The organism is Flavobacterium sp. LK-23, from assembly GCF_058135255.1.
Genome location: NZ_JBYUVT010000007.1, coordinates 1 through 26,770, shown reverse-complemented (window position 1 = coordinate 26,770; position 26,770 = coordinate 1). Strand labels below are relative to the sequence as shown.

Here is a 26,770-nt window from a genome sequence, read left to right as displayed (position 1 = left end):
ATTAATCTTCGGCGCCCATTAATTCTATTTTAGCCATAATTAATGCCAGATTATTTTCTAAAGTAATCTTGCCATCGCGCCATTCTTTTTTATTAGATCCTCTTGAAATTCTAAAAATGAAATCGCCTGTAAAAATGTAGCCAGAAGTTTCTCTTAAACCTGTTTTGGTTATTCTTTTCTGCGCTTCTCTCAAATCGATTTTTATTTCATTTTCATTTTTAAAGACGATGGTATCCAAACCATCAAGGCCTTTTCTAAATTCATGTCCGCGATATTGAATCAGTTTGATTAAAGCATTCATAAACAGCAAAGCTCGACTCAGATTTTCTTTAGAAACATTTAAATCCAAAATCTCCAATTTATCTGGCTGAATATCTTGATTTAAAGTTTTGTCTTCCCAATATTGCTTGGTTGCCGTAATAATCTCAAACAGATTTTCTAGCTTATCGCTAATGGTCAACGGAGCATCGACATCGTTTTTTATACTTTGAGCCAAATCAAGCAAAGGTGTAGATTTTGAAGGAACTCGAAGTTGCATTTCGTACGTCTTTTTTAAAATGGCAATTTCATTATTTCCTTTAAAATCCAATGAAAGTTGAGGAACATTTTTCCTCTTATATGCGGGTCCAATCCAGTGTCTGCTTTTGGGAAGCGGAATATTCATTTTTTCGCAAGCATTTTTAATTCCCATACTGGAAACTTCATAATGTTTTGCAATCTGCGGAATTGAAAATTTCCAAACTAAGCTATAAAGTTCTGATCGGGTAAAAGTAATTTTGTCCATAAATCAGATAAAATCAATTCAAAAGAAAATTCACCATCTCTATAATTTCTTATAGCAATGGTGAATTAAGAAAAATTAAGTACTACTCTACTCCGCCTCCTAAGGCACGGTACAGGTTAATTGCTGCATTCAGTTTTTCGAGTTTTATGGTTACCAAATCCAATTCGTTTTGAAGCGAACTGTTCTGCGCTGCGATTACTTCAAGATAATTGGCCATTCCGCTCTTATAAAGCAAAGAAGCATCTGAAGTCGCTTTATCTAACGACTCTGCTTTATCTTTTGCTAAAACAATGCGTTCGTCTGCATATTTCAATCTAGACATGGCATCATTTACTTCGCCAACTGCTGTTATAAAAGACTGTTTGAATTGCACAACCGCTTTTTCTTGTTCTAAAACCGTAACTTCATAAGCTGTTCGCAAGGCTTTTTTTCTAAAAATAGGCTGCGCTAAATTGGCCGCAATGGTTTTGGTAACAGAACCTGGAAAATTAAACCAGTTTTCAAATTCAAAAGAGTTCAAACCAATCGACGGACTCAGACTTAAAGTCGGATACATCGTTGCTTTTGCTAATCCCGTTTTAGCATTGGCAGACATTACCGCATATTCGCTCGCTTTTACATCTGGCCTTCTGCTTAAAAGTGAAGCTGGAATTCCTGTTGGAAAAAGTACCGAAACTTCGGCAGCATCAATATTTCCAGCTCTTTCAATCTTATCTGGATATTCTCCGCATAAAATCTGCAAAGCATTTTCCTGAACCGCAATATTCGCTTTCGCTAAAGGCACTAGCAATTCAGCCGTTTTTTTCTGAGCCTCAGTTTGGTTTACTGCCAAAGAACTAATAGAACCCGATTTGTATTGCAATTGCATCATGCTCAAAGTATTCGTACTCAGTTCGATGTTTTTTTCTGCAATTTTCAGCTGTTCATCTAAACCTAAAAGATTGTAATAAGACTGCGCTACCTGAACAATAATTCGAGTCTTTAATGCTGAAAGGTTTTCTTTTTGAGCAAAATAAGCCGCTTTAGCATCTCTTTTCTGCATGGCTGCCTTTCCCCAAATATCGACTTCCCAAGAAAGACGAAGATTAGCGCTATAGTCATCCATATAATCTTTACCAATAAACTGTTGACTCAAAGATCCATTCAAAGAATTTTTTGATGGATAAGAACGGCTCGCTCCAGCATCGAAATCTAGTGTGGGTAATAACGATAATTTGGCTTGTTTATAACTGAGGTCGAGCTGTTCCATGCTTTTCATGGCAATGATAACTTCATTGTTTTTGACTAAAGCTTTTTCAATCAAAGCAACCAACAAAGGATCTTTGTAATAGTTTTTCCACGGAAGCAAAACTGTATCTCCAGTAACCGCGACTTCTTCGCGGTACTTTTCTGGAGCATTTAAATCTGTACGAGAATATTTTTTGCCTACCACACACGATGTCATGATCGCTCCGGTAAGTAAAACCATTCCGATTTTATATAATGTTTTCATTCTTATTCTTTTATCGTTTGAACTTGAGTTGCGATCTTTTTTCTAGATACTTTTTCCTGTAAATATTGAAATATAATGAAAAGCAACGGAATCACAAAAACGCCCAGTACAACACCGCTAAACATTCCGACAGCTGCACTCACACTGATTGATCGGTTTCCAACTGCAGTTCCTCCAGAAGCAAACATTAGCGGAATCATACCTACAATAAAAGCTAGCGAAGTCATGATAATTGGTCGTAACCTTGATCTGGAACCTTCAATTGCAGCTTCAACTATCGTCAATCCAGCAAGACGTCTCTGCAAAGCAAATTCTACAATCAAAATGGCATTTTTAGCTAGAAGTCCGACAAGCATGATTAATCCGACCTGAACATAAATATTGTTATCTAGACCAACCGCTTTGATTCCGGCGAAAGCTCCTAAAATTCCTGTAGGAATAGAAAGCAATACGGCAAGTGGCAATAAATAACTTTCGTATTGAGCAGCAAGCAGGAAGAATACAAACAATAGACACAACCCAAAAATGGCAACTGTCTGGCTTCCTCCTGCTTTTTCCTCCAAACTTAAACCTGTCCATTCGTACGTATAATCAGATGGAAGTTTATCTAAAACTTGTTCCAGATTTCCCATAATTTGTCCGTTACTATAACCTGGCAATGCCATAGCTGTAATGTTCACCGAATTATAAAGGTTGTAACGGTTTACCGATTCTGGTCCGTATACTTTGTGGAACTTCACAATTGATTTTACTGGAACCATCTGCATATCGGCATTTCTTACGAAAATTTCATTAAATGCATCTTCATCCATTCTAAAAATACCATCCGCTTTTACATTCACACGGTAAAACTTACCAAATCTCGAAAAGTCAGCCGATTGATCTCCTGCAAAATACGTCTGGATATTTCCTAAAAGCTCCTTGATATTTACGCCCATTTGACGCGCTTTGTCTTCGTCAACTTCCAATTCCAATTGCGGATAATCGGCTCTAAAAGTCGTATACGCATATTGAACACCAGGCTGCTGCATAATCTGCCCGATTACTTTATCAGACATGGCTTTTAAAGTTTCTGGACTTCTCGCCATTCTGTCCTGCAACACGATTTCAGCACCGCTTGTTACCCCAAATCCTTCAACTGGAGGCATTCTAAAAACCATAATCTGACCTTCTTTGATTTTAGCCAGTTTTCCACTTACGATATTCATGATTTCCTCAATATCCTTAACTGTTCCCCTGTCTTTTTTCGGCTTCAGTTTGATAAAACCTAAACCATAAGCCGGGCTGGCACTATTACTCAAAATATTGAATCCTGTAATACTCGTATTTACATCAATCGCTTCTATAGGAGCTAATTCTTTTTCTAATTTCTGAATGACAGCTGTTGTACGATCCAAAGCCGTTCCTGGTGGCATTGATAAACTGTATACCATGAAACCATCATCTTCTAGAGGCACAAAACTTTTTGGTGTTGATGTCATCATGTACACGGCAAGTGCTGTAATTCCAGCCACTAAACCAGCCGCAATCCATTTTCTTCCAATTAAAAAACGTACACCTTTAATATATCTACCCGTTAAATTGTTGAAACTTGTATTGAATCCAACGAAAAAGCGGTCTTTAAAAGTAGTTTTGTGCTCGTGATCACCATGTTTAGATCCGTGATTCTTTAGCAAAAGCGCACATAATGCAGGCGTTAATGTTAAAGCATTTACAGCCGAAATAATAATCGCAATAGCCAATGTGTAAGCAAACTGTTTATAGAAAATCCCCGAAGATCCTGTCATAAATCCAATCGGAATAAATACCGCCGACATGACCAAAGTAATCGAAATTACCGCTCCCGTGATTTCTGCCATGGCGCTGTGTGTCGCTTCCTTGGCCGAAATTCCTTCGTCTTCTTCCATTTTACTGTGCACCGCTTCGACAACTACAATCGCATCATCGACCACAATTCCAATTGCCAATACCAACGCAAAAAGCGTTAAGATGTTAATCGTAAATCCGAAAACCAAAAGGAAGAAAAACGTTCCCACAATCGCAACCGGAACTGCAATAGCTGGAATGATCGTCGAGCGAATGTCTTGAAGGAAAATGAATACTACTATAAATACCAGAATAAAGGCTTCAAAAAGAGTCGATTTTACCTGACCTGTGGCTTCATCCAATCTTTCTTTGGTGCTCATTACGTTAACGTATTTGATACCTGGAGGAAAAGATTTAGACAATCGTTCTACTTCTTTGTTGATTCCGATTTCGATATCATTAGCATTTGAACCCGAAGTTTGTAAAATGGCCATTGTAACGGCGTTTTTACTATTCGATTTATTGTCACCGCTATACGAAATAGAACCAAATTCTACTCTTGCAACATCTTTAAGTCTCAAAACATTGCTGCCAACGTTTTTAACCACAATATTTTCATATTGCTCTGGCTTGTTCTTTTTTCCTTTGTAGCGAATTACATATTCTAATGCCGCCGAAGATTCTTCTCCCAATTTACCTGGAGCCGATTCTAAACTCTGTTCTGCAATGGCCTGAGTAACATCTGACGGAACCAAACCTGCATTGGCCATTTTACGAGGATCCAGCCAGATTCTCATCGAATAATCTTTTTGCCCAAAAATCTGAACCTGTCCTACTCCTGGAACACGTTTCATTTGAGGTACTAAGTTGATATTGGCATAGTTCTGCAGAAACAACTCATCGTATTTGTTATTATCATCTGTATACAAGTTGAAGATAACAATCATACTATTTTGCTGTTTCGAAGTCGTTAATCCCATACGGATAACTTCCTGAGGCAATTTTGGAGTGGCTTGCTGCACTCTATTCTGCACGTTTACCGCAGCCTGATCTGGGTCTACACCTTGCTTGAAAATGACGCTGATCGAGAAAGATCCATCATTACTGGCAGTAGATTTAATGTACTGCATATTTTCAACTCCGTTAATCTGCTCTTCTAAAGGCGTTACTACCGAACGAATAACGGTTTCACTGTTTCCTCCTGGATACGAACCGCTTACCATAACTGTTGGTGGCGAAATATCTGGGAATCGTGTTACCGATAATCGGGTAAGACCTATAATCCCCAGTATAACTAGTACAATAGAGATAACTGTGGCCAATACTGGCCTGTCTATTATTTTCTTTAACATGGAAATGTTATTTTATTGAATGAAAAATTATTTACTGCTCGCGTTTTTAGCAGCGATTTTTGGAACGACTTCCATACCATCATAAAGGACATCGATGTTATTGAGTGCCACTTTATCTCCAGGTTTTAATCCAGATTTTACAAAATAATCTGCTCCTGCGCTTCCTGCAATCTCGATTGGAACCATGCCTACTTTGTTTCCTTCTTTTAGAACAAAAACAAAAAATTTATCCTGAATATCTTTTACACTCGCCATTGGAACTGTAATGACAGATGATAAACTTTTGTTTAAGACAATTCTTGCCGAACCTCCAGAACGTAATTCTTTTTTCGGGTTTGGAAAAATAGCTTTTAGGGGAATTGTTCCCGTTGCACGGTCGATGTTCCCGCTGGCTACTTCTAGTTTTCCTTTTTGATCGTATTCACTGTCATCAGCCATAATTAAACTTACGGTCTGATTGTTTTTTGCGTCTTTCGAAAAAGCCAGATAATCTGCTTCTGTTAAAGAGAAATATACAAATACACTGTTAATCTCTGAAAGTGTCGTTAACGGAACGGCATCATTTGGCGTAACCAAATTTCCGATACGGTTTGGAATACGGCTAATATAGCCGCTTACAGGAGCTTTAATCAAAGAGAAATCGGCATTTAACTGAGATGATCCTAAAGCGGCTTTAGCCTGTGCTACTTGTGCAGTTGCGGCTTCGTAATTGGCTTGTGCTGTTTTTAACTGCATGTCTGAGAAAACTTTCCCTTCAACCAAAGGTTTGATTTTTTCTACTTCTAGTTTTGCATTTGCCTGATTGGCCAAAGCGCTTTTGTAAGCTGCACGGCTGTTGTTTACTTGCTCGGCGTAAACATCGCCTTTTATTTTAAAAAGAGATTGTCCTTTGGTTACATAGTCTCCTTCTTTTACATAAATGGCTTCCAAATAACCTGATACTTGTGCTTTTATGTCAACGTTTACAGTACCTTCAACTGTTCCTGGATATTTCTTTTCTACTTCTCCTGTTGCCGAATTAGTCTGAAGAAAGTCTACTTCTGGCTTTGGAGGAGCCATTTGTGCCTCTCCGCTTTTTCCGCATGAAGAAAGGGAAATGGTTATTAATAAAATTGCAATCCTGCCAATTGCTTTATTATTTTTAAAATACTGTTTTGTCATTTTACTTTTCATTTTTAAATGAATTACCTCAAATTTGGGCGCAAAATAACAGATCAAAACCCGTTTTTTAGGGAAGAACTTTACCCAAACGACATTTTTTGATACCGAAACGGATGGTTTTTTAAAGCTTCTGAGTAGCTAAGATGCTAAGATTCTAAGATTTTTTCTGTCATGAAGACACTAAGGCGAAAAGTTTTTTAAAGAATAAATGAAAAGGAATCTCGCAAAGTCGCTGAGACGCGAAGTTTTTTATGCCACGAATTCACGAATTTCTCTAATTGAATTCTTGTGTGAAATACTGCAGATAATTTCTCGAATTTTTATCGCCAAGTTGGTAAAACGCAACGTTTGTCATTTCGACGAAGGAGAAATCTCCGCGAGAAACTCTACAAAGATTGGCAATAGATTGCGGAGCTACTTGTGGAGATTTCTCCTTCGTCGAAATGACAAAAATGAGAGCAAAATATCATAAACACAGGAAAAAATTAGCGGAAATTCGTGGAATTTGTAGCAAAAAAAATCGCATCTTCGTATCAAAAAAATTCGTGAATTCGTGGCGAAAAAAAAATTCGCGTCTTAGTGCCTTCGTGGCAAAATTCGTGACAAAAATTCGTGGCAAAACAAAAAAGCTCAGAATCTCAGCATCTCAGAACCTTAGCATCTTTCTCACCTATCCATCCACTGTTTAAAAAAAGGTGTTTTTTCTCTGCTGATGATTACCTCCCGTTCGGGATCTAATTTTAATTGGATTTTGAGTTTTGCGTTGAAGTAGTTCGCAATAGATTTGATGCTTTCTGCACGAATGAAAAACTGACGGTTGGCGCGGAAAAAAATATTTGGATCTAATTCCTGCTCCAGTTCTTCCATGGTTTGTGGAATCGAAATAATTACGCCTGATTTTAGGAATAAATTACTGGTTTTGAATTCCGAATATATAAAGTCGATATCGGAAACGTCTACGCTTTTATAGCCGTCACGATAGGTTACTAAAAAGCGCATTCTGAAAACTGGTTTTTCAATCAGTTCTTTTAGAATTCCGGCGATATTAGTCACGCTGGATTCGTTTTTATTTAAAGATTTAAATTTGCTTAAGGCAAACTCCAATTCGTTCTTTTCGATAGGTTTCATCAAATAATCGATGCTGTTTACCTTAAAAGCACGAATCGCATATTCGTCATATGCTGTAGTAAAAATTACAGGGCAAGTTATAGTAATTTCGTCAAAAATGGCAAAACTTAATCCGTCTGCTAGACGAATATCCATTGTAATCAAATCTGGACAAGGGTTTGATTTTAACCATTCGACTGTATCCACAACTGTATCAATGATTCCTAAAATCTCACAGTTGGGTTCTAGTTCTTCGAGCAGCCTTTTTAGTCGGCTGGCGTTAATACTTTCATCTTCTACAATTAAAATTTTCATAACTCTTAAATTAATGGCAGACGTACCTCATAATAGCTGCTTGATTCATTAAAAATCGGCATTCTCTCAGATAAAATTTTATAACGAAATTCGATGTTTTTATTTCCTATTCCTGTTGAAGCCAAGCTTTTTCCAGCGGTTCTCTGCAAGTTATTTCGAACGATAATATCACCAGAATCAGAAAAAACAGTAATGGTAAGCGGATTGGCCAAAGTTGCCATATTGTGTTTTACAGCATTTTCTACCAATAACTGTAGCGTTAATGGCGGTAAATGAAGTGCTAAAGAAGGAGAATCAACTTCAATTTTCAAATCGATTTTATCGCCTAATCTTTTCTTTAGCAAATAAAAATAAGCATTTAGAAATTCTATTTCTTCTTTTACAGTAATGGTATCTTTATTTGAATTGGAAATCATATAACGATATACTCTCGTTATATTTTCTAAGAACGAAGCCGCTTCTTTCTGATCTTCATAAATCAGCTCTGTCAAAGTGCTGAAGTTATTGAACACAAAATGCGGATCTAACTGCATCTTAAGAGATTCCAATTTTGAACGTGTTACCGATTCTTGAAGTTCTGATGCTTTAATTTTTAATTCGGCCGTTTCAATAGCGTTTAAACGCCATCTGTTTAGCAGAAATATTCCGGTATGAATGGCACTAATAAAAAGCGAGATAATCGCCGCCATAATTTTAGACTGCCAAATAGTAACGAGATCATTTTCTTCTAAAGCTGTACAAGGATACAAATAATCCCAAAGGCAAGAAAAAAAGTAGTTTAAAAGTATATTTCCAGCAATAAGACAAATAAACTGTGCTATTGCTCTAAATGCTGGATTTTGTTCCCAACTTATGTAGTAGTTTAATTTTCGGCCAACAAACAAAGTTAATTCTGTAAGGATGGCGCAGTAAAGCAAAATGATGAAGATATCGAAGGTCTGATCTAAATCGAGCAAACCTTCCTCTTCAAAATTCCTATATGGATTTAGAAAATAATAGGACGAAAGATAGACCAAAAACACGGCTGGAATTACTATAACCCTGTAGTATTTATAGAAAAAATTCTTGCCTGTTTTTTTATTTTGGTTCTTTCTCCCCATTTATTCCCTCAACTGTAAAAATTGAAAAATCCTATCTTATTAGTGTTCTACTAGAACACCTTCTTCTTTTTTGTCTGCTTTTATGGTAGCAGTTGGATTTTTCTCACGCATAACGCCCCATTTTAAGCACGTTGCGCCCCAAGAAAATCCTGCACCAAAAGTAGTGATCAATACATTTTGTCCTTCTTTAAAATCATCTTTGAAATCCCATAAACACAACGGAACTGTTGCAGATGTTGTATTTCCGTAACGATCAATATTTACTTTTACTTTGTCAAAATCAATATTCAAGCTTTCGCTTACAGCATTAATGATTCTCAAATTTGCTTGATGCGGTACAACCCAATCAATTTTATCTGCTTCTAGTTCATTTTTTGCCAAAGCATCTTGCGAAACTTGACTCATTGCTGCAACGGCTCTTTTAAATACAAAAGCACCGTCTTGTTTTAAATAATGCGTTCTGTGCAAAAGACTCTGCATAGAAGTTGGATTTCTAGAACCTCCAGCCGGTACTGCTAGAGAAGAAACACCACTTCCGTCCGTTTTTAGAATCGTTTTCATCAAACCAGCATCAGATTCTGTTTTTTCTAACAAAACTGCTCCTGCTCCATCTCCGAAAAGAATACAAGTATTACGGTCTTCATAATCTACGATAGAGCTCATTTTATCTGCTCCAACGATGATTAATTTTTTATAACGACCGCTTTCGATCATGTTTGCTCCCATTTCTAGAGCATACAAAAATCCGCTGCAAGCTGCATTCATATCAATTCCAAAAGCATTTGTAAGTCCGCTTTTATCGCAAACAATACTTGCTGTTGGCGCTAAAATGTGATCTGGAGTTGCTGTTGCTACTAACAGCGCTTCTATTTCCTCGCGATCTACCTTATAGTTTTCGATAAGATTTTCAATCGCTGCTGCGGCAAGATCAGATGTTGCTGTGTCGTCGTCTGCGATTCTACGTTCTCTAATTCCAGTTCTTTTAATGATCCATTCCTCCGATGTATCAACAGTTTCTGAAATCTTTTTATTGGTCAAAATTGATGATGGCACGAAACCACCTATTGCTGTAATAACTGCGCTCATTGTTTTTATTTTTTTTTAAGCTTTGTACTCTTAGAACGCAATGCTTAATACTTTTTTCTCTTCTTTTACAGTCCAGCTCAATTAAGAACTGATGCAGGAAATAGAGTGGTATTTCTTAAAAAGACGATTAAATCTGCTGGCAATATCATTTACTGAGAAATATTGTTTTTAAAAAACCTGAACAAGCTGAAAACATTATACAAAATCCAATTAAAATAAATTAAAAATATACACCAAGTATTCTCTCGGTATTACTTTGGAATAAAATCTTTAATTTATCTTATTTTTAAAATCATACAATGCTATTTCAGTTTGTAGATAATTCCCAATTATAGCTGTTGCCATACTGATAAAAAAACCTATTGCATTTAAGTTTTTAGAGTGCCACAAAATTAATTTAAAAAAATCTGAAACTAGCAGACAATTAAGAATAATTAACAAAACTGCCTTAAATGTTAAAATATATTTTTGAAATTCGGCATCAAGCACTAAAAATTATAGAATCCCTAAAATCAAAAAAAATCTGTTAAAATTTATTTTGATAAAATTTCTTCAAAAAAACCTTGTAATTTTTATATCATTGTTTTTAAAACAAATTAATCTTTAATAATTTGGAAACGACAATAATGGAATATCTAGCCCTGCTGCCAAAATTCTAGTTTTGCTTCTGTGGACCAAAGAATCCCAAAAACCGTATTTTTGAGGCACCATAATTAACAAATCGGCTTCATAATTCTTGATTTCCTTCTTAATTTCGTTAATCACCGCATTCGATCTTACGGTTTTATAAAGGTATTTTACGTCTTCAAATTCTTTTTCGATATTCGAATTCATTAAAATTCTGTGCTGCTCTTCTTTTAAATCGTCCAATTTTTCATCTACGCTAAAAAATTCGATTTCTGCTCCAAAATCTCCTAAAGCATTTTTGATCCAGCTAAACTTTTTAATAGCCGAAAAACTCAAACTATCGCAGGCGTATAATACTTTTTTAATATTCAAGAAACGGGCATTTTCAGGAACTGCCAAAACGGGAATCTGAAGATTCTTAATGGCTGTTGTAGTTGAATTTCCTAGTAATTCTTGTTCAAAGGAACGTTCTGCCATTCCCATTACAACAACATCTGCATTGGTTTCTTTGATAATTTTTGGAAGCTCATCTTCCAAAAAAGAATAGGTACAAATTGCGGCTGTTTCAATTTTAAACGAATCTGCTATTTCTTTGGCTAAATTTTCTAGTCTAGAAATTGCTTTGTCAATCTGTTTCTGCATTGCATCTGCAGTAATATGCGAGTTTGCACTGTGTACACTCAGCGAAAATGAATTAAATAAAACCAATTTTGCTCCTGTAGCTTTTGCAAGCCCAGCAGCATAATTAACTGCATTAGTGGCAATGGCAGAAAAATTTGTTGCGGCGATTATAGTAAGAGATGAATTCATAGAATATAATTAAGCTTTTGCGCAAAATTGCTTAAATAAAGGCTTCAAGCATTTTTTATATAACTGAATAATCATTTTTAACGACTCAACCGTAAAATATCATTTCTGAAAAAACAGCCTTTCCTTTTTTGTTTCTTACTTTAAAAACCATAAAAAAATAATCGGCTCTGACCGTTTTAATATTTATTACTTTTACTTTTATTAAAACTTCAGCAATGGATGCCAAATCTTTATTAAAAGAGCATGTTTCTAAAATTGTCGCCTTAACAGACGAACAGTTTGATTATTTCTTTTCGCATTTTAAAACAGAAACTTTTAAAAAAGGGCAAACTATTATTAGTGAAAGTCAGGACGTTGACAAAGAGTATTTTGTAGTTTCGGGCTGTTTAAAGTCTTTTTATGTCAATGATGAAGTAAAAATGTACATCCTACAGTTTGCTATGCCAACTTGGTGGGCTTCTGATTATGCGGCACTTTACAACAAAACTAAAGCTACAATTAATGTAGATTGTGTTTCGGATGCTGAAATTCTTTCTCTTTCAAATCAGGATCGAGAGAAAATCTGTAGTGAAATACACGAAATAGAACATTTTTTTAGATGGAGAACCAATCGCGGTTATGTCGCTTCTCAGAAAAGATTGCTTTCTTTTATGAATAATGACACCAAAACGAGATACGAAGAATTGCTTGCCCTCTATCCTGCTTTATACAATACTGTACCTAAACATTTAATCGCCGCTTATCTTGGTGTATCCAGAGAAACTTTAAGCCGATTGTACAACGCTTCTAAACCGCATTGACGAATGTGATCTACATCACGTAATCTATTTTGAATACCGCCATTACTTTGTACTATAAATTAATAACAATTTAAAATACAGAATAATGGAAACTAAAAATTTTAAAATTTCGAATACTGAAAGTCAAGTAAACTGGATTGGAAAAAAAGTTACTGGACAACACAATGGAACAATTAATATCGAGAATGGTCATTTTACTTTTTCTAATGACGAACTTAGTGGCGGAAATGTCGTTATAGACACTACTTCTATCTTAATTCTTGATGTTACCGACTCTGCAACAAATCAGCAATTTGCGGGACATTTGGCCTCTGAGGATTTCTTTTCTACAGACAAATTCAAAACTGCATCTTTAGACATTACAACTGTTTCTAAACAATCTTCTTCGGCTTATTTTATCGAAGGCAATCTTACTATTAAAGCCATTACACATCCAATTGGTTTCAATTTGGAAGTGGAAAAAAATGAAAACGATTTGAAAGCTTTTGGTAAAATCATCATTGATCGTACCAAATATGATATGAAATTCCGCTCTGGAAATTTCTTCACCAATCTTGGAGATACTTTGATTTACAACGAATTTGAATTGGATGTTAATCTAACAGCAAAACTTGCTTAATACTTAGAAATCATGCCATATGTAAAAATTGAAGTAACTCGTGAAGGTGTTACAAGAGAACAAAAACAGCAGCTCATTTCTGGCATTACGCAACTAATAACAGATGTTTTGGACAAAGATCCCAGTCTTACACACATCGTGATTCAAGAAATAGAATTAGACGATTGGGGATTTGCAGGTGAACAGGTTTCTGTCTTGCGTGAAAGAGGCATTACAGCTCAAAAAAAATAATCACTTTAAAATCAGAAAAATGAAAACAATTATAGTAACCGGTGCCTCAACAGGCATCGGTAAATCAATAGCTCAGTTATTTTTAGAAAAAGGCTACAATGTGGTGATCAATTCTGCCAATTTGCAGAATCTTGAAACTACTTTTAAAGAATTAGGACATGCAAATCAACTTGCAATGGTACACGGCGATGTAAGTCGTATTGCTACTGGAAAAGAATTGGTTCAAACTGCTTTAGACCGTTTCGGAAGTGTTGATGTATTGGTAAACAATGCGGGGATATTCCAGCCGCAATCTTTCTTAGATGTTGAAGAACAAGACTTAGATCGTTTTTTAAACATTAATTTAAAAGGAACTTATTTTACAAGTCAAGCGGCTGTAAAACAAATGCTGCAACAAGGTGAAGGATCTATTATTAACATCGGAACTGTTTTAGTAGATCATGCCATCGACGGATTTCCTGCAACTGCGCCTATTTCTAGCAAAGGCGGCGTTCATGCCTTTACAAGACAACTTGCTGCAGAATTCGGAAAAAACAATATTAGAGTAAATGCGATTGCTCCAGGGATTATTAGAAGTCCGCTTCAAGCTAAAACAGGTGTCGATAATGCCGATAGTTTGGCAGGATTACATTTATTGAAACGCATTGGAGAAACCCACGATGTGGCGCAATTGGCTCTTTATTTGGCCGAAAGCAATTTTGTAACTGGCGAAATCATTAATTTAGACGGCGGACACGTTGCTGGACACAGCATCTGATAACTTCAAAACTTAAAATCATGGAAAATTTTGGCACAAATGCAGCTCTGATTACAGCTGTGCTTATGAATTATTTTAACGGAATTTATACTGGTGATGTTCCTTTATTGCGAAGTGTTTTTCATCAAGAGGCAATTGTTGGTTTTGATATTAATGGGGAAACTCATTTTAAAACCATAAATCAATATCTGGAAGGCGTAAAAAACCGTAAAAGTCCACAGGAATTGGGAGAAGAATTCAAAATGAAAATCCTATCTTTAGAAATTATCAATAATACCGCTGTCGCGAAAGTTCAAGTTCCGATATTCGAGTATAATTATTATGACCTTTTAAGCCTTATCGTTGTTGATGGCAAATGGGTTATCAGTAACAAATTAGCAACTAAAGTAAATTAAAATACAATGTGGAATTCAACCAAAATAACACAATTACTAGGTATTGAGTATCCAATTTTACAAGGTCCAATGGGCGGTGGTTTTTCAACTGCCGCTCTATTGGCTTCTGTAAGCAATGCAGGCGGATTAGGCAGTTATGGCGCTTACACACTCACACCTGAAGAAATTAGAGCAGCTGGAAAAGAAATTAAACTTGCTACTTCTAAACCTTACAATATCAATTTATGGGTTAATGATGTGGACAAAGAACTTCTAAATTATCCTCCAGAAAAACTGGAAAAGATAAAACAGAATTTTAAACCGTATTTTGATGAATTAGGGATTCCGCTTCCTGATTTATCTTCGAACATTCCTTCTAAATTTGAAAAACAAGTAGAAGTTTTATTCGAACTGAAACCCGCTGTTTTCAGTTTTATTTTCGGAATTCCGTCAAAAGAAATACTGAAAGAAAGCCGAAAACTAGGCATAAAAACCATTGGCGCGGCAACAACTTTAGAAGAAGCGCTTGCGCTAGAAGATGCCGAAGTAGATGCAATTATCGCTGCAGGATTTGAAGCGGGCGGACACAGACCTTCTTTCTTAAAACCGGCACAAGATTCTTTTACAGGATTATTCAGTCTTGTACAGCAATTAAAAGCTAAAACCAAAACACCAATCATTGCAGCAGGCGGAATCATAGACGCAAAAGGAATAAAAGCAGCAATGGCTTTAGGTGCCGATGCTGTACAATTAGGAACTGCTTTTATGGTCACAGATGAATCGGGCGCGACGCCTGTTCATAAAGAAATGCTGTTTACTCATCCGAATGTTCCAACTACGGTTTCAAAATCGCTTACAGGAAGGATGGGCCGAATGATTAGCAATAAAATCTCTGACGCTGTTCCTTTTGAAACGGAAGTACTTCCTTTTCCTCTTCAAACCAAATTAATCGCCCCTTTAAAAGTAGCCGCACTCGCTCAAGGAAGAACCGACATGATTAGTTTTTGGTCAGGACAAAATACAAGCAATTTAAAATACCATAAAGCTAGCGAATTAATGCTGGCTCTAATTGCTGAAATGTCAGTGTAGTTTTTTACCGCAAAGTTCGCGAAGGTTATTTTTATATGAATGCTGGAGATTTTAAGTTCGCAAAGGTCTTACTAGCTGTTAAGCTTGTGCTTAAACTTTTTTAATCTCGCAAAGTCGCAGAGTCGCAAAGTTTTTTACCTCTCGCAGATTTGGCAGATTGAGCAGATTATATTTTTAATATTAAAAAATCCCAATGAATCTGCCAAATCTGCGAGAGATAAATCCTTTTAATCTGTTTAATCTATGGCTTTAACAAATAAAAAACTTTGCGCCTCTGCGACTTTGCGAGAATTTCATATCTTTTTTGTTCACATCGCTTTGCGAACTTAAAATCTCCAGCATTTGTGTAAAAAAAACCTTAGCGAACTTTGCGCTAAAAAACACATCGATTTTCTTCACAAAGCTTTGCGAACTTAAAATCTCCAGCATTTAATATTAAAAAAACCTTAGCGAACTTTGCGTTAAAAAATACCAAGCCCAGCAGCGTCCAGTTCACCCCGAAGTTTGTCCGTTTCAACATAATTTCGATTTCGTTTTTAAGGCTTTCAACGCACATTTGTACCGTTAAATAACTTTAAATATCAAAATCATGAACTCAAAAACAACAAAAATTATCTATTGGACAGGCGCAGTATTAACTTCTTTATGGTTTGGCGCAAGCGGTTTCTTCGAATTAACAAATAATCCATTGGTCTGGGGTATTACACAGCAATTAGGTTATCCAGCACATTTTATTTATATCCTTGGCGTTTTTAAAGTAGCAGGTGTCATTACGCTTTTAATTCCGAACAAATTATTACGATTGAAAGAATGGGTTTTCGCAGGTGTATTTTTCGATATTATCTTTGCTTTCTTTTCCAAAATTGCCGTTTTAGGTTTTGGCGCAGCAACCGATGCCATTATTGCCTTTGTAATGGTAAGTGTTACGTATGCTATGTATAGAAAATTATACACCGCAACTTATACTCCATCAGAAATAAACTAAAGAAAATATATCAAAATAAAATGCCTAATAATTGATATTAGGCATTTTATTATTTTTTGTCTAATTCTCTACAATAAATCACAATGAAAAAGATCATTCTAATTCTCTGTTTTTTACTTTCAGCTTTATTTTTTATAAGCTGTTTTATGTTTCCAGGATTGTAAAATCAAGCCAATTAGTTTGTCTGAAAAAAGATAAATTAATTGGTTTTATCGGTTTTCTAACCAGCTTAAAAATGCCGTTGCTTTTTCTTTTCCTACCAATAATTTTTCTTCTGTTGGCACACTTAGTTTTACAATTATTTTTCGCGAGAAATAATGTTCTGCTTCTCGTATAGCCGAAAAATTAACCAAATATTGTCTGTTGATTCTAAAAAACTGAATTGGCGATAAAAGTTTATGAATCTCATCTAAAGACTGCGTTAACGGATATTCGTTTTTGTCTAAAGTCATAATTGTCGGCGTTTCATTTTTGATGTAGAAAAACGCAATATTCTCGGTTAAAACCGTCTGATATTTATTGTTTTTGAAAACTAAAAAACTGCTTTTTCCTTTATTTTCGCCATTTCTGGTCAATAAATAATCAAAATCGGGCATTACTTTTTTATTTCTCTGAAAGAAGTTTTTCAATTCTCCCGCTTTCTTTAAAGCCTGCGAAATGCTTTCTCTTGAAAAAGGCTTCAAAACATAATCAATTCCGTTTGATTTGAATGCTTCGATGGCATAATCATCAAAAGCGGTACAGAAAATGACAGGCGACAAAACCTCAACATTCTTAAAAATCTCAAAACACTGACCGTCTGCTAGTTGAATATCCATAAAAATAAGATCTGGCTGATCATTTTCTAAAAGATAATCTACTGCGCCGTCAATGCTTTGTATATAAGACAAAATCTGAACATCGGGTCTGATGCTCAGAATTAATTGACCAAGTGCTTTGGCCGTTTTTACTTCATCTTCAATTATTATGATAGTCATAATTTAGTGGTATTTTTACTTTAAAGGTAGTTTCGTCTTTGTCAATTTCAATTTCTTTATGAATCAGGTGCATAAAACGCTGATTGATATTATCTAAACCAACACCTGTAGACACAGCGCCTCTTTTGAGCTGAATTTTATTTTCAACTACCAAAAACTCATTTTCTGTATAAAGATTTATTGTGAGAGGTTTATCTAAAGAAACAACATTGTGTTTGATGCAGTTTTCAATTAATAATTGTAAAGTAAAAGGTGGAATTGCCGAATCGTACTGCTTTGGATCGATTTCATTTTCTAAAACAAATCCGTCTTCAAAACGCGCTTTCAGCAAATACACATACGAATCCAGAATCTGAATTTCTTCGCTCAACGGAATCAAATCCATTTTTCGGCTTTCTAGCGTAAAACGGTAAAAATCGGATAATTTCAAGATAAAATCAGAACTCTGCGGATCTTGGATATCGACCATAGATTTTAGCGTATTCAGACTATTAAATAAAAAATGCGGATTTACCTGTTGTTTCAATAATTCGTATTGAGCGCCAAGGTTTACAGCTTTTGTGCGTTCTAGCTCAACTCCCATTTGCTGTGTCTGATAATTTTGAAAAAGCAGATGTAGGAACATATATACAATCAAGTTGATTAAAACTCCGCGAAGTTCGAACATGATTGGTGCATCCATTTTTGAAACCTGAAACAGTTCCTGATGCGCGATTACCAAAATCACCATTAAGACAATCCCTAGAATAACACTCAGTAAAAGCTTCCAGTTAAAAAGGCTTTTATTGGCATGATTAGCAGAAAATTTTGGTAAACTGTAAATGTTGTAATACCATATAAAAAGGGAGAATAACAACGTAATCGAAGAATTTATAATAAGGTCTCCAGGTGTAGAATCGGCATCAAATAATTTAGGTATCGAAGCCATGACCGCCAATGCAATTGAACTTCCCCAAATGACTTTGAGCGAAACCTGAAAACGTTTTGTTTTTTCCATATTGTAATTGGTTAGTTATGATCAAAGATAAGTTTATTTGAAAAAGATTTCACGCAGATTTTTACTGATTTTAGGAGATATGCGCAGATAAATTTTAATCTCGCAAAGTCGCTAAGGCGCAAAGTTTTTTTTATTCTCATTTTGTAGAGCTACTCACGGAGATCCCTCGTTCCTCGGGATGACAAACAGGGCGGAAAACTAGAATCAAAAAAAATCTGCAAAATCTGCTAAAATCACTTTAAATCTGCGTGAAATAAAAAACTAAGCCTTCTTTACTCCCAAAATAGCACCTGAATTCATATCTTGAACAAAACCAATGATTTCGAAATCCTGCGCATTATAATTTTTAGGAAGACGAATTGATGCTGTTCCTTTTTTGGCTTTATTTAAATCTACAGATTGGAGATTACGAACAATTTGATAATGCGATAAAACCCGATGCGCATTCTCGCCTCTTTTTACATTGCTTTTGGCTTCTTTCTGAACAACTGCAAGCAATAAACGGCTGTTTTTTGAAGTGACTTCGACGTTATAATTTACAGAAAGTGAATTCTCATTTTGATTTGCCTCTAAATTTAAACTCGTCGAAACTGGCTTTGAAAGTGCTGATTTAATTCCGTTTCTGAGACTAGTTTCCTGAGAACCGATATAATCAGTTTTTCCGTTAATGATTACTTGAGGCGTATAAATCGGTTCTTTTCCCATAAATTTTGCGTAATCGTATTGTCTTTTGGTAAAATCAGCATTGCTGAAAATATCTTTCCAGCCTTGCTTGTCCCAATAATCTACATGATAAGCCAATACATAAACGTTCTTGTCCTTGTATTCATTCTGAATTTTTCCAAGCAATTCATCAGCAGGCGGACAGCTCGAACAGCCTTCGGAAGTATATAATTCTAAAAGTGCAAAACCTTTTTTATCTGAGTTCTGACTCAAAACGCTATTTCCAATTAAAAGAAACAGCATTATAAATCCATTTAAAATTTTTATCTTTTTCATAATTAAATTTATTAAACCTGACAGGTTTTAAAACCCTGTCAGGTTTGTTGAGAGCTGAGTTATCGCATCAACTCATAACTCATAATTCATAACTTAAAACTATTAAAGAATATTAATCTCAACGTTTATATTCCCTCTCGTTGCTTTAGAATATGGACAAGTCTGATGCGCTTGCGCCGCCAAAGTTTCTGCCGTTTGAGTATCAATTCCAGGAAGGCTGATATTTAATCTTGCCTGAAGAGAATATTCTCCTTCTGTTACGCACAAATCTACTTCGGCGTCGACAGCAGTTTCGGCTGGAAGTCGAACCCCAAGTTTAGAAGCTGCGATTCCTAAAGCTCCAATAAAACAAGCCGACCATCCCGCAGCAAACAATTGCTCCGGATTTGTTCCTGGACGTGAAGATCCTGGTGCGCTTAATTTGATATTCAATTGTTCGTCTGAACTTTGAGAAGCCCCTTCTCTACCGCCTGTTGTATGTGTTTTCCCTGTGTATAAAACTTTTGTTTCCATGATTTTTTTGTGTAAAATGTTATTTGTAAAAAGTGAAATGTTTATTGATATTGCTTTTTGCTATTGCAATTGCTATTGAATTTGGAATTTGGGATTTAAAAATTGGAATTTACTTAGAGACATCAATTATCGCTTGTGCAAACGCCTTTGGATCTTCTTGCGGAACATTATGTCCGATTCCCTTTAAAACTCTGTGTTCGTATTTTCCGGTGAATTTGTTGGCGTACGCTTTTCCATCCGCGAAAGCGCCGTCAAAATCACTTCCTATTGTAATGGTTGGCACTTTAATTTCTGGTTTTGCTGCCAAACGTTTTTCTAAAGAATCGTATTTAGCTTCACCTGCTTCTAGAGATTGTCTCCATCTGTAATTGTGAATCACAATCGCTACATGATCTGGATTATCAAAAGATTGAGCCGTTTGATCGTAAGTTGCTTTGTCAAAATTCCATAACGGAGAAGCGATTTTCCAGATTAGTTTATTGAAATCGTAAGTGTTTTGAGTGTAACCTTGTTTTCCCCTTTCGGTTGCGAAATAATATTGGTACCACCATCCCAACTCAGCTGTTGGAGGAAGCGGTTTTAAATTTGCTTCTAGATTCACCACCAAATAACCACTTACTGAAACCAAACCTTTTACGCGTTCTGGCCAAAGTGCCGATACTACCACCGCAGTTCTCGCTCCCCAGTCGAAACCGCCAATTACAGCTTTATCAATTTTAAGTGCATCCATAAAAGCGATAATATCACTGGCTAAAGCAGCTTGTTGACCGTTTCTGAAAGTATCTTTCAAAAAAAAAGTCGTAGTTCCAAATCCGCGTAAGTATGGTGTAAAAACGTGATAACCTTTTGCGACTAAGATCGGAACGACTTCATTATAACTGTGAATATCATAAGGCCAGCCGTGAAGCAATATTACTGGAGTTCCGTTTGATGGACCTGCTTCAGTATAGCCCACGTTTAATAATCCGGCATTAATTTGTTTTAAAGTTCCTAGTGAACTGTTTACTTCAATTGTTTTTTGTTTTGAAGTTTGTGCTTGAGTGAAAGCTGCATTCATAAAAAGAATAGCGATTAGAATATTGGATAGTGTTTTCATAATTTTTTATTTTTGATTAGTTGATTATCAGTTAATTTCTTCGTCAAAGGTATCTTGACATTGTTTGTTTTAAAAGGTAAAAAAAGGTGAAGTGGACAAACTTTAGGTTGAAATGGACAGGCTTTAATTTGAGATAATTTTAACGCAAAGGGCGCAAAGGATTCGCAGAGATCACAAAGATTTTTTTGAGTTGAAACTAAGTTTCTTTTAAGTTCACAAAGCTGTATAAATAAAACTTTGCGACTTCGCGACTTTGCGAGATTAAAAAGCCCAACATTCACACAAAGCTTTGCGAACTTAATGTCTATTGGCATTCTTCTTAAACAGAACTTCGCGTCCTTTGCGAAAATCCTTTGCGCACTTTGCGTTAAAAAACTACTCGCATTTCAACTTGAAACTATTTTTTCATTACAAGTATTGGCTTACCTTTTTCCACAATATAAGTCGCCAGTTCTGATGCTTTCGCATTTGTATTATTTCTAGCCGAATGCACCACACCCGCTGGAATAAAAAGTACTTCGCCTTCTTTTAGTGTCACCGGCTTTTCTCCTTCAATCTGATACTCCAGCGAACCTTCAACCACGTAAATCACTTCTTCGCCCGGATGAGAATGTTTCCCAAAAGCCGAATGTCCGTCAAAATCGATTCGTGCCTGAACCATTTCGCGTCCCGGAACGCTTAGATCGTGTTTTTGCAAATCGATGCGTTTAACGCCTGTTTGTGCTGTAATTTGATTCGGAACTAAAAAGGCAATGATTCCTAAAACAATAATTGCGATTATAACCCATGTTTTTTGTTTTTTCGTTTCCATAACTTCTGATTTTAAATTATTTGTTTTCATTAATTTCTTAGTCAAAAGTATTTCGATAACCCTTCATACGAAATCAGAAAATAGTTGAAACGGACAAACTCAAAGGTGAAATGGACAGGCCGTGAGTTGTGAATTTTGAGAGATAAAATGTTTGAGAGATTAACCGCAAAAAGCGCAAGGATTTATGCAAGGTTCGCGAAGTTTATAATCTCGCAAAGACGCGAAGTCGCAAAGTTTTATTCTCACAGCTTTGTGTTCTCAATACTTATAATAAGTTTGACTCTAAAAATATCTTTGTGTGCTTTGCGTAAACCTTTGCGCTCTTTGCGATTAAATAAACAGCATGTAAAGCCTTTGTGACTTCCTGCCTTTGTGGCAAAATGAGCAAAAAAAAATCAGGATTAGTGTTTTACCACCATCCTGATTTTCTGAATTAAATTTAACCTTCACTTTTATCTTCTTCCTCTAAAGCCGCCTCCGCCTCTGAAACCGCCACCGCCAAAACCTCCACCATTAAAATGGCCTCCATCTCTTTGGATATTTTGGAAATTACGCGTTTGCATTTCTCCGCGATCTCTAGAAAGCGCTGATCGATTAAGATCGTTTGTAACATCTGGATGACCAGCTTCTCCAAGCGGTTTATTTGGCTGTCCGAGGGTTTGATCTGCTTTAGGGAAATTATCTCTCTGAATTCCGTCTCCTATTCGGGTTTCGCCTCCTAGGTTTTGACCCGCTTTTGGCAAATTATCACGTTGAATTCTCTCTCCTGCCCCATTCGCCCCAAGTGCTTCACTAGGTCTGTCACGCTGAATTCGTTCTCCCGCGCCATTTGCACCAATTCCCTGATTGGGCTTATTACGCTGAATCGCATCGCCCGCTTTTTTGGACGAACCCAAAGTTCCGGCTTGCGTCCAGCCACCGTTTCCATTATTATAATGACTCCAGTTTCCGTTGGCATCTCTTTTATAAACATGTCCATCGTGACCAGCGTACACATTATTATTGGTATGAATCGTAGTTCCTCCGCCTCTTCTATGCGTAATTACACCTTTATTTCCGCCCGAAGTTTCATAACCAATTGCTGTTCCTCGTCGCGTTGTAATATGACCTGTCTGCGCCCACTGATTTCCGTTTGTAGCAGCCGAATGTCCCCATTGTGCATACGCATTATGCCCTTGATTCGTTCTCGCATAATTACCCGTCCACGGATTATAAGTACTTGCAGCAGTGCGCCCGCCATACCAACCCTGAACACTTGCTGAACGCCCATATCTTCCCGTTGCAGGATTATACCAAGCCGAAGTTCCAGCAGCGCCATAAGGTCCGTAAACGCGTCTTCCAGCTGCATAACCACCAGTCCACGGATTATAAACCGCTCCTCCTCCATACGCATAAGGCCACGGACGATAAATTGGATACAGTCCGCCGTAATACATATAAGGCGGATAATACCATCCTGTGCCATAAGTCAATATCGCGCCAAATGTAGCACCAATAATAAAAGCACCCAAATAACCTGCTGTTGCACTGCTTTCTACCGTTGTATCGGTTGTAGTTTGCGTTACATACGTTACATTGTATACTGGCGAACTTGGCGGAATCGTATAAATTTCTTGCGGAACAGAATCGCATGTCTTCCAAGGTCCGTTCGGACTTGTCGACATAAACCAAACCGCCTGAAAACACAAATAATACAAATCTCCCACTTTTATAATCTTCTCTTGCGTATTGCTTGCATATTGCATTTTGGTTCCTTCGATTGGTTTAAATTGAGGTGTTCCACCATCATACGATACTTTTACTTTCGCTTCAGCATCCGATTTCTTTAAAATAGCCGTTGTTGGAACCTGCGATAACATTACCGCATCATTAGCTTCCTGCGTTCCAGGTACCGATGACAACACATTGGCACGCGGAGAATCTTTAGGAATTTTAGCAAAATCGGCAGGAAGACTATTACTGGCATAACTCCATGGTCCAGTTAACTCTTTTGACTTAAACCATCTTCCTGACAATAATACATAATACTGACCTTTGTTTTCATCGGCAAAAATATCATTCTCGGTATTGTCAATGTATAACAATTTCGTCCCTGGAATTTTAACGAATTTCGGACTTCCGTTTATCGCAATCAACTCTGCAGGTTTATTGCTGTAGAAAACCTCTGGAGCTCCACCAGAAGACGGAGGCGGAATCATTTTCTTAACATCATCAAAATTCTGACCCGAAGGCAGACTGCTTAAACCCGCAGGCAATTGGGTTGTTTTTGTCCATTTACCCGCAATATTTTTCGAAGTCAGCCAGATATTCTCCACCAATAAATAATAATCTTTTGTGGTTTTATCAAAAAACAAATCCCAATTGGTATTTACCACATATTGAATATCCGATTTTTCTACAGGCACCAAAACTGGTTCGCCTTGCACGATAAGCAAAATCGATGGATTCGTACTGTAAAAAATCGCAGGAGGATCGTTTTTAGCCGCAATTCCTTTTGGCGGACTTTTGGTATGACTTAAATCTGCCAAAATGCGATCTACGGAAATAGGATCTCCGCTCTGTGGCAATGTTTCTTTAAACAGCTTTTCCATTTCAGGAACTTTCTTTTCGTCTAAAGCAGGAAATCGCACATCGGTTACCTGAAGATTTTTTATAAAAGCGCTTCGGTTGTCTTTGTCTACCAATGTTTCCGCTTTTAGAGAAGCTACACCCAAAACCTGTTTTCCATCTTTTGGAGTCAGCGAAAAAGCCACTCTAGCAGTAATTTCTTTAAAATCTTTCCAATCGTCTACCTGAGGCTGATAATAAACCAGTTTTGTCCCGTTATTTTCGGCTTCGCGAGGCCAACCACGATCTGCAATTAATGTAGAGTCGGCAGTTTCAGACTTTCCAGTTTCAGAACTTGACTGCTCAGTATTTTTATCTTTTTTGCAGGAGAACAAAATTGCACTCAAACAAACTCCAAATATTAGAAAAGCATTTCTCATAAATTTAAAAGTTAGATTATTCATTGAAAACTTATTTTCTCGATCGTCTTATAAAATTCTTTCGTATAAAATTAAATTCACCGCATAAATAAAACTAAAAATCAGCCACTTACTTTGTTTCACATTATAATTTGAAACCAAATAAGCTAAATGATCCTTATTTTCTTGAACTGAGATTTTAATCTGCCTTTATAAAATGAAGCATTGATATTAATTAGAAGCTATTTCCTGCTATCCGCTATATCTTTTGTGTCGAACCCCGCCACAAAAGGATGCCGCTACTATCAGGGCTAGGGCAGTCATTTTCAAAAGGAAGTTCTTGTGAAATTATTATTTAAAGTCTTTTGTGTTCTAACCTCAATCTAATCAATAGTTATAAATTATTTTTATAACTACTAAAAATTATTAATTTGATTAATAAACACCTTCCCTATACCTTTGTCTCATCAAAATCAAAGAAATGATTTGAACATCTTAAAAAATAACTTTAAAAAATAGAAATCATGAAATTTACAAGAAGAGCAAACGCAAACTGGAAAGGTACAGGAATGGAAGGAAAAGGAACCATCAGTACACAAAGCACAACTTTAGATAATGCCCAATTATCATTCAAAACTCGTTTTGAGCAAGGTGTTGGAACCAATCCTGAAGAATTAATCGCAGCGGCACATTCTGGGTGTTTTACTATGCAGTTAAGCTTTTTATTATCTGAGGCTGGCTTCGTTCCAGAAGATTTAGACACAACGGCTAAAGTAACTTTTGAAGACGGAACTATAACCTTAATTCAGTTAGAATTGACTGGAAAAGTACCTGGAATTTCTGCCGAAGAGTTTCAGCAAACCGCTCAAAAAGCAAAAGAAATTTGTCCAATTTCTAAATTGCTGAATACTGAGATTACTTTATCAATCACTTTACTTTAAATAAATCCCAATACAAAAATCCCAAATTCCAAGTCTGAATGGAAAATTGGAATTTGGAATTTTCAAAATTGAAATTTCTATTCAAATTTAAAATCTAAATAAAATGAAAACAATATTTAAAAGCTTTTTAGCATTCGCAATACTAATTTTTAGTTTGGCATTCACAAACGTAAACGCACAAACTAATCCTAAAATTAAAAATGTCGTATTGGTTCATGGTGCATTTGCAGATGGATCTGGATGGCAAGGTTTATACAAAGTTTTGACTAAAAAAGGCTATAATGTAACCATCGTTCAGAATCCGTTGAGTTCTTTAGAAGATGATGTTAAAGCCACAAATTTAGCTTTAGACAAACAAGACGGACCCACTATTTTAGTTGGACATTCTTGGGGAGGAACAGTAATTACAGAAGCTGGAAATCATCCTAAAGTAGCAGCTTTGGTTTATGTAGCGGCTTTACAGCCTGATAATGGTGAAAATTCTGTTCAATGGTTGCAAACTGCTCCTCCAGCTCCAGAAAATGGTGTATTGCCTCCAGATGAAAAAGGAATTGCGTATTATGACAAAGCTAAATTCCATGCGGGTTTTGCGGGAGACTTGAGCAAAGAACAAGCCGATTTTATGTATGCTTCGCAAGGCGCTTTTCATGCGCAAGGTTTTTTAACTCCGATAACTAAAGCCGCTTGGAGAACTAAACCTTCTTACGGAATCGTAGCGACTGAAGATAAAAGTATCGTTCCGAGTATTCAGTACGCCATGTACAAACGTTCTAACACCAAAATCACTGAAATTAAAGGTAGCCACGTGGTATTTATTTCTCAACCAGAGAAAGTGGCGAATGTGATTATTGAAGCGTCTAAGTAATGGTGAATGGTGAATTCTAAACTATCCACAATATTGTCATTTCTGTAAAGGTTAGATAATTCGGTAACAAAATTTAACTTTAATAAATTTTGTTGCGATGAGAAATAACA

Annotated in this window: 24 protein-coding genes; 9 read left to right on the top strand and 15 right to left on the bottom strand. The window is 36.3% G+C overall.

What is annotated here, in order from left to right:
• Nucleotide 1 precedes the first annotated feature (1 nt).
• From AC3Y25_RS12345 to AC3Y25_RS12310, 8 genes are all read right to left on the bottom strand, one after another.
• Nucleotides 2–784 (bottom strand): hypothetical protein, encoded by a 783-nt coding sequence (locus AC3Y25_RS12345; RefSeq protein WP_489902945.1) that lies wholly within the window; start codon nt 782–784, stop codon nt 2–4.
• Between the two features lie 82 nt (nt 785–866).
• On the bottom strand, nt 867–2,276 hold the full coding sequence (locus tag AC3Y25_RS12340; RefSeq protein ID WP_489902944.1) for an efflux transporter outer membrane subunit: 1,410 nt from the start codon (nt 2,274–2,276) through the stop codon (nt 867–869).
• 2 nt (nt 2,277–2,278) lie between these two features.
• The gene (locus AC3Y25_RS12335) at nt 2,279–5,434 is read right to left on the bottom strand and encodes an efflux RND transporter permease subunit (protein WP_489902943.1); all 3,156 of its coding nucleotides are present in this window, start codon (nt 5,432–5,434) and stop codon (nt 2,279–2,281) included.
• Between the two features lie 27 nt (nt 5,435–5,461).
• Nucleotides 5,462–6,607 carry an efflux RND transporter periplasmic adaptor subunit gene (locus tag AC3Y25_RS12330; protein WP_489902942.1) on the bottom strand — a complete coding sequence of 382 codons (1,146 nt, stop codon included), beginning with the start codon at nt 6,605–6,607 and terminating at the stop codon, nt 5,462–5,464.
• A 654-nt stretch (nt 6,608–7,261) separates the two neighbouring features.
• Nucleotides 7,262–8,017 carry a LytR/AlgR family response regulator transcription factor gene (locus tag AC3Y25_RS12325; RefSeq protein WP_489902941.1) on the bottom strand — a complete coding sequence of 252 codons (756 nt, stop codon included), beginning with the start codon at nt 8,015–8,017 and terminating at the stop codon, nt 7,262–7,264.
• 5 nt (nt 8,018–8,022) lie between these two features.
• Nucleotides 8,023–9,117, bottom strand: a complete 1,095-nt coding sequence (locus AC3Y25_RS12320) for a sensor histidine kinase (RefSeq protein WP_095929133.1) — start codon at nt 9,115–9,117, stop codon at nt 8,023–8,025.
• Between the two features lie 39 nt (nt 9,118–9,156).
• A complete protein-coding gene (locus AC3Y25_RS12315) occupies nt 9,157–10,203 on the bottom strand; it encodes a beta-ketoacyl-ACP synthase III (RefSeq protein ID WP_095929132.1) in 1,047 nt (348 codons plus the stop codon).
• A gap of 603 nt (nt 10,204–10,806) precedes the next feature.
• A complete protein-coding gene (locus AC3Y25_RS12310; RefSeq protein ID WP_489902940.1) occupies nt 10,807–11,640 on the bottom strand; it encodes a universal stress protein in 834 nt (277 codons plus the stop codon).
• 215 nt (nt 11,641–11,855) lie between these two features.
• On the opposite strand from AC3Y25_RS12310, the gene AC3Y25_RS12305 reads away from it, so the two are divergent.
• The 7 genes from AC3Y25_RS12305 to AC3Y25_RS12275 all read left to right on the top strand — a co-directional run bounded on the left by AC3Y25_RS12305 (nt 11,856) and on the right by AC3Y25_RS12275 (nt 16,495).
• On the top strand, nt 11,856–12,440 hold the full coding sequence (locus AC3Y25_RS12305) for a Crp/Fnr family transcriptional regulator (RefSeq protein WP_489902939.1): 585 nt from the start codon (nt 11,856–11,858) through the stop codon (nt 12,438–12,440).
• A gap of 85 nt (nt 12,441–12,525) precedes the next feature.
• Entirely contained in the window at nt 12,526–13,059 is a 534-nt protein-coding gene (locus AC3Y25_RS12300) for a YceI family protein (RefSeq protein ID WP_427873574.1), read from the top strand.
• Between the two features lie 12 nt (nt 13,060–13,071).
• Complete coding sequence (locus tag AC3Y25_RS12295; RefSeq protein WP_095929127.1) at nt 13,072–13,290, top strand: tautomerase family protein; 219 nt, start codon at nt 13,072–13,074, stop codon at nt 13,288–13,290.
• A gap of 19 nt (nt 13,291–13,309) precedes the next feature.
• Entirely contained in the window at nt 13,310–14,047 is a 738-nt protein-coding gene (locus AC3Y25_RS12290; protein WP_489902938.1) for an SDR family NAD(P)-dependent oxidoreductase, read from the top strand.
• 20 nt (nt 14,048–14,067) lie between these two features.
• Entirely contained in the window at nt 14,068–14,442 is a 375-nt protein-coding gene (locus tag AC3Y25_RS12285; RefSeq protein WP_489902937.1) for a nuclear transport factor 2 family protein, read from the top strand.
• A 6-nt stretch (nt 14,443–14,448) separates the two neighbouring features.
• A complete protein-coding gene (locus tag AC3Y25_RS12280; RefSeq protein WP_489902936.1) occupies nt 14,449–15,510 on the top strand; it encodes an NAD(P)H-dependent flavin oxidoreductase in 1,062 nt (353 codons plus the stop codon).
• A gap of 589 nt (nt 15,511–16,099) precedes the next feature.
• Entirely contained in the window at nt 16,100–16,495 is a 396-nt protein-coding gene (locus AC3Y25_RS12275) for a DoxX family protein (RefSeq protein WP_427873565.1), read from the top strand.
• A gap of 209 nt (nt 16,496–16,704) precedes the next feature.
• Here AC3Y25_RS12275 and AC3Y25_RS12270 read toward each other — a convergent pair whose 3' ends face one another.
• From AC3Y25_RS12270 to AC3Y25_RS12240, 7 genes are all read right to left on the bottom strand, one after another.
• Nucleotides 16,705–17,472 carry a LytR/AlgR family response regulator transcription factor gene (locus AC3Y25_RS12270; protein ID WP_489902935.1) on the bottom strand — a complete coding sequence of 256 codons (768 nt, stop codon included), beginning with the start codon at nt 17,470–17,472 and terminating at the stop codon, nt 16,705–16,707.
• Nucleotides 17,453–18,469: a sensor histidine kinase gene (locus tag AC3Y25_RS12265; RefSeq protein ID WP_489902934.1), complete on the bottom strand. Its 1,017-nt coding sequence runs from the start codon at nt 18,467–18,469 to the stop codon at nt 17,453–17,455. Before AC3Y25_RS12265 ends, AC3Y25_RS12270 begins: the two co-directional genes overlap by 20 nt.
• A 261-nt stretch (nt 18,470–18,730) precedes the next feature.
• Complete coding sequence (locus AC3Y25_RS12260) at nt 18,731–19,468, bottom strand: DUF1223 domain-containing protein (RefSeq protein WP_489902933.1); 738 nt, start codon at nt 19,466–19,468, stop codon at nt 18,731–18,733.
• Nucleotides 19,469–19,570: 102 nt separating this feature from the next.
• Nucleotides 19,571–19,981 (bottom strand): organic hydroperoxide resistance protein, encoded by a 411-nt coding sequence (locus tag AC3Y25_RS12255; protein ID WP_489902932.1) that lies wholly within the window; start codon nt 19,979–19,981, stop codon nt 19,571–19,573.
• A 109-nt stretch (nt 19,982–20,090) separates the two neighbouring features.
• On the bottom strand, nt 20,091–21,077 hold the full coding sequence (locus AC3Y25_RS12250; protein ID WP_489902931.1) for an alpha/beta fold hydrolase: 987 nt from the start codon (nt 21,075–21,077) through the stop codon (nt 20,091–20,093).
• A 397-nt stretch (nt 21,078–21,474) separates the two neighbouring features.
• Nucleotides 21,475–21,888, bottom strand: coding sequence for a cupin domain-containing protein (locus AC3Y25_RS12245; RefSeq protein ID WP_489902930.1), 414 nt, complete (start codon nt 21,886–21,888; stop codon nt 21,475–21,477).
• A 452-nt stretch (nt 21,889–22,340) separates the two neighbouring features.
• A complete protein-coding gene (locus tag AC3Y25_RS12240; protein WP_489902929.1) occupies nt 22,341–24,899 on the bottom strand; it encodes a hypothetical protein in 2,559 nt (852 codons plus the stop codon).
• Between the two features lie 479 nt (nt 24,900–25,378).
• Here AC3Y25_RS12240 and AC3Y25_RS12235 point away from each other — a divergent pair, with 479 nt between their 5' ends.
• A complete protein-coding gene (locus AC3Y25_RS12235) occupies nt 25,379–25,795 on the top strand; it encodes an OsmC family protein (RefSeq protein ID WP_095929114.1) in 417 nt (138 codons plus the stop codon).
• 103 nt (nt 25,796–25,898) lie between these two features.
• The gene (locus AC3Y25_RS12230; RefSeq protein ID WP_489902928.1) at nt 25,899–26,660 is read left to right on the top strand and encodes an alpha/beta hydrolase; all 762 of its coding nucleotides are present in this window, start codon (nt 25,899–25,901) and stop codon (nt 26,658–26,660) included.
• Nucleotides 26,661–26,770: the final 110 nt, after the last annotated feature.

Coding starts and splice junctions, on each gene's coding strand:
- AC3Y25_RS12310 (WP_489902940.1), bottom strand. CDS start 11,640: ATGAATTCATCTCTTACTATAATCGCCGCAACAAATTTTTCTGCCATT.
- AC3Y25_RS12245 (WP_489902930.1), bottom strand. CDS start 21,888: ATGGAAACGAAAAAACAAAAAACATGGGTTATAATCGCAATTATTGTT.
- AC3Y25_RS12275 (WP_427873565.1), top strand. CDS start 16,100: ATGAACTCAAAAACAACAAAAATTATCTATTGGACAGGCGCAGTATTA.
- AC3Y25_RS12240 (WP_489902929.1), bottom strand. CDS start 24,899: ATGAATAATCTAACTTTTAAATTTATGAGAAATGCTTTTCTAATATTT.
- AC3Y25_RS12260 (WP_489902933.1), bottom strand. CDS start 19,468: ATGAAAAAGATAAAAATTTTAAATGGATTTATAATGCTGTTTCTTTTA.
- AC3Y25_RS12325 (WP_489902941.1), bottom strand. CDS start 8,017: ATGAAAATTTTAATTGTAGAAGATGAAAGTATTAACGCCAGCCGACTA.
- AC3Y25_RS12330 (WP_489902942.1), bottom strand. CDS start 6,607: ATGAAAAGTAAAATGACAAAACAGTATTTTAAAAATAATAAAGCAATT.
- AC3Y25_RS12255 (WP_489902932.1), bottom strand. CDS start 19,981: ATGGAAACAAAAGTTTTATACACAGGGAAAACACATACAACAGGCGGT.
- AC3Y25_RS12335 (WP_489902943.1), bottom strand. CDS start 5,434: ATGTTAAAGAAAATAATAGACAGGCCAGTATTGGCCACAGTTATCTCT.
- AC3Y25_RS12340 (WP_489902944.1), bottom strand. CDS start 2,276: ATGAAAACATTATATAAAATCGGAATGGTTTTACTTACCGGAGCGATC.
- AC3Y25_RS12230 (WP_489902928.1), top strand. CDS start 25,899: ATGAAAACAATATTTAAAAGCTTTTTAGCATTCGCAATACTAATTTTT.
- AC3Y25_RS12285 (WP_489902937.1), top strand. CDS start 14,068: ATGGAAAATTTTGGCACAAATGCAGCTCTGATTACAGCTGTGCTTATG.
- AC3Y25_RS12270 (WP_489902935.1), bottom strand. CDS start 17,472: ATGACTATCATAATAATTGAAGATGAAGTAAAAACGGCCAAAGCACTT.
- AC3Y25_RS12250 (WP_489902931.1), bottom strand. CDS start 21,077: ATGAAAACACTATCCAATATTCTAATCGCTATTCTTTTTATGAATGCA.
- AC3Y25_RS12265 (WP_489902934.1), bottom strand. CDS start 18,469: ATGGAAAAAACAAAACGTTTTCAGGTTTCGCTCAAAGTCATTTGGGGA.
- AC3Y25_RS12280 (WP_489902936.1), top strand. CDS start 14,449: ATGTGGAATTCAACCAAAATAACACAATTACTAGGTATTGAGTATCCA.
- AC3Y25_RS12235 (WP_095929114.1), top strand. CDS start 25,379: ATGAAATTTACAAGAAGAGCAAACGCAAACTGGAAAGGTACAGGAATG.
- AC3Y25_RS12295 (WP_095929127.1), top strand. CDS start 13,072: ATGCCATATGTAAAAATTGAAGTAACTCGTGAAGGTGTTACAAGAGAA.
- AC3Y25_RS12305 (WP_489902939.1), top strand. CDS start 11,856: ATGGATGCCAAATCTTTATTAAAAGAGCATGTTTCTAAAATTGTCGCC.
- AC3Y25_RS12290 (WP_489902938.1), top strand. CDS start 13,310: ATGAAAACAATTATAGTAACCGGTGCCTCAACAGGCATCGGTAAATCA.
- AC3Y25_RS12315 (WP_095929132.1), bottom strand. CDS start 10,203: ATGAGCGCAGTTATTACAGCAATAGGTGGTTTCGTGCCATCATCAATT.
- AC3Y25_RS12320 (WP_095929133.1), bottom strand. CDS start 9,117: ATGGGGAGAAAGAACCAAAATAAAAAAACAGGCAAGAATTTTTTCTAT.
- AC3Y25_RS12345 (WP_489902945.1), bottom strand. CDS start 784: ATGGACAAAATTACTTTTACCCGATCAGAACTTTATAGCTTAGTTTGG.
- AC3Y25_RS12300 (WP_427873574.1), top strand. CDS start 12,526: ATGGAAACTAAAAATTTTAAAATTTCGAATACTGAAAGTCAAGTAAAC.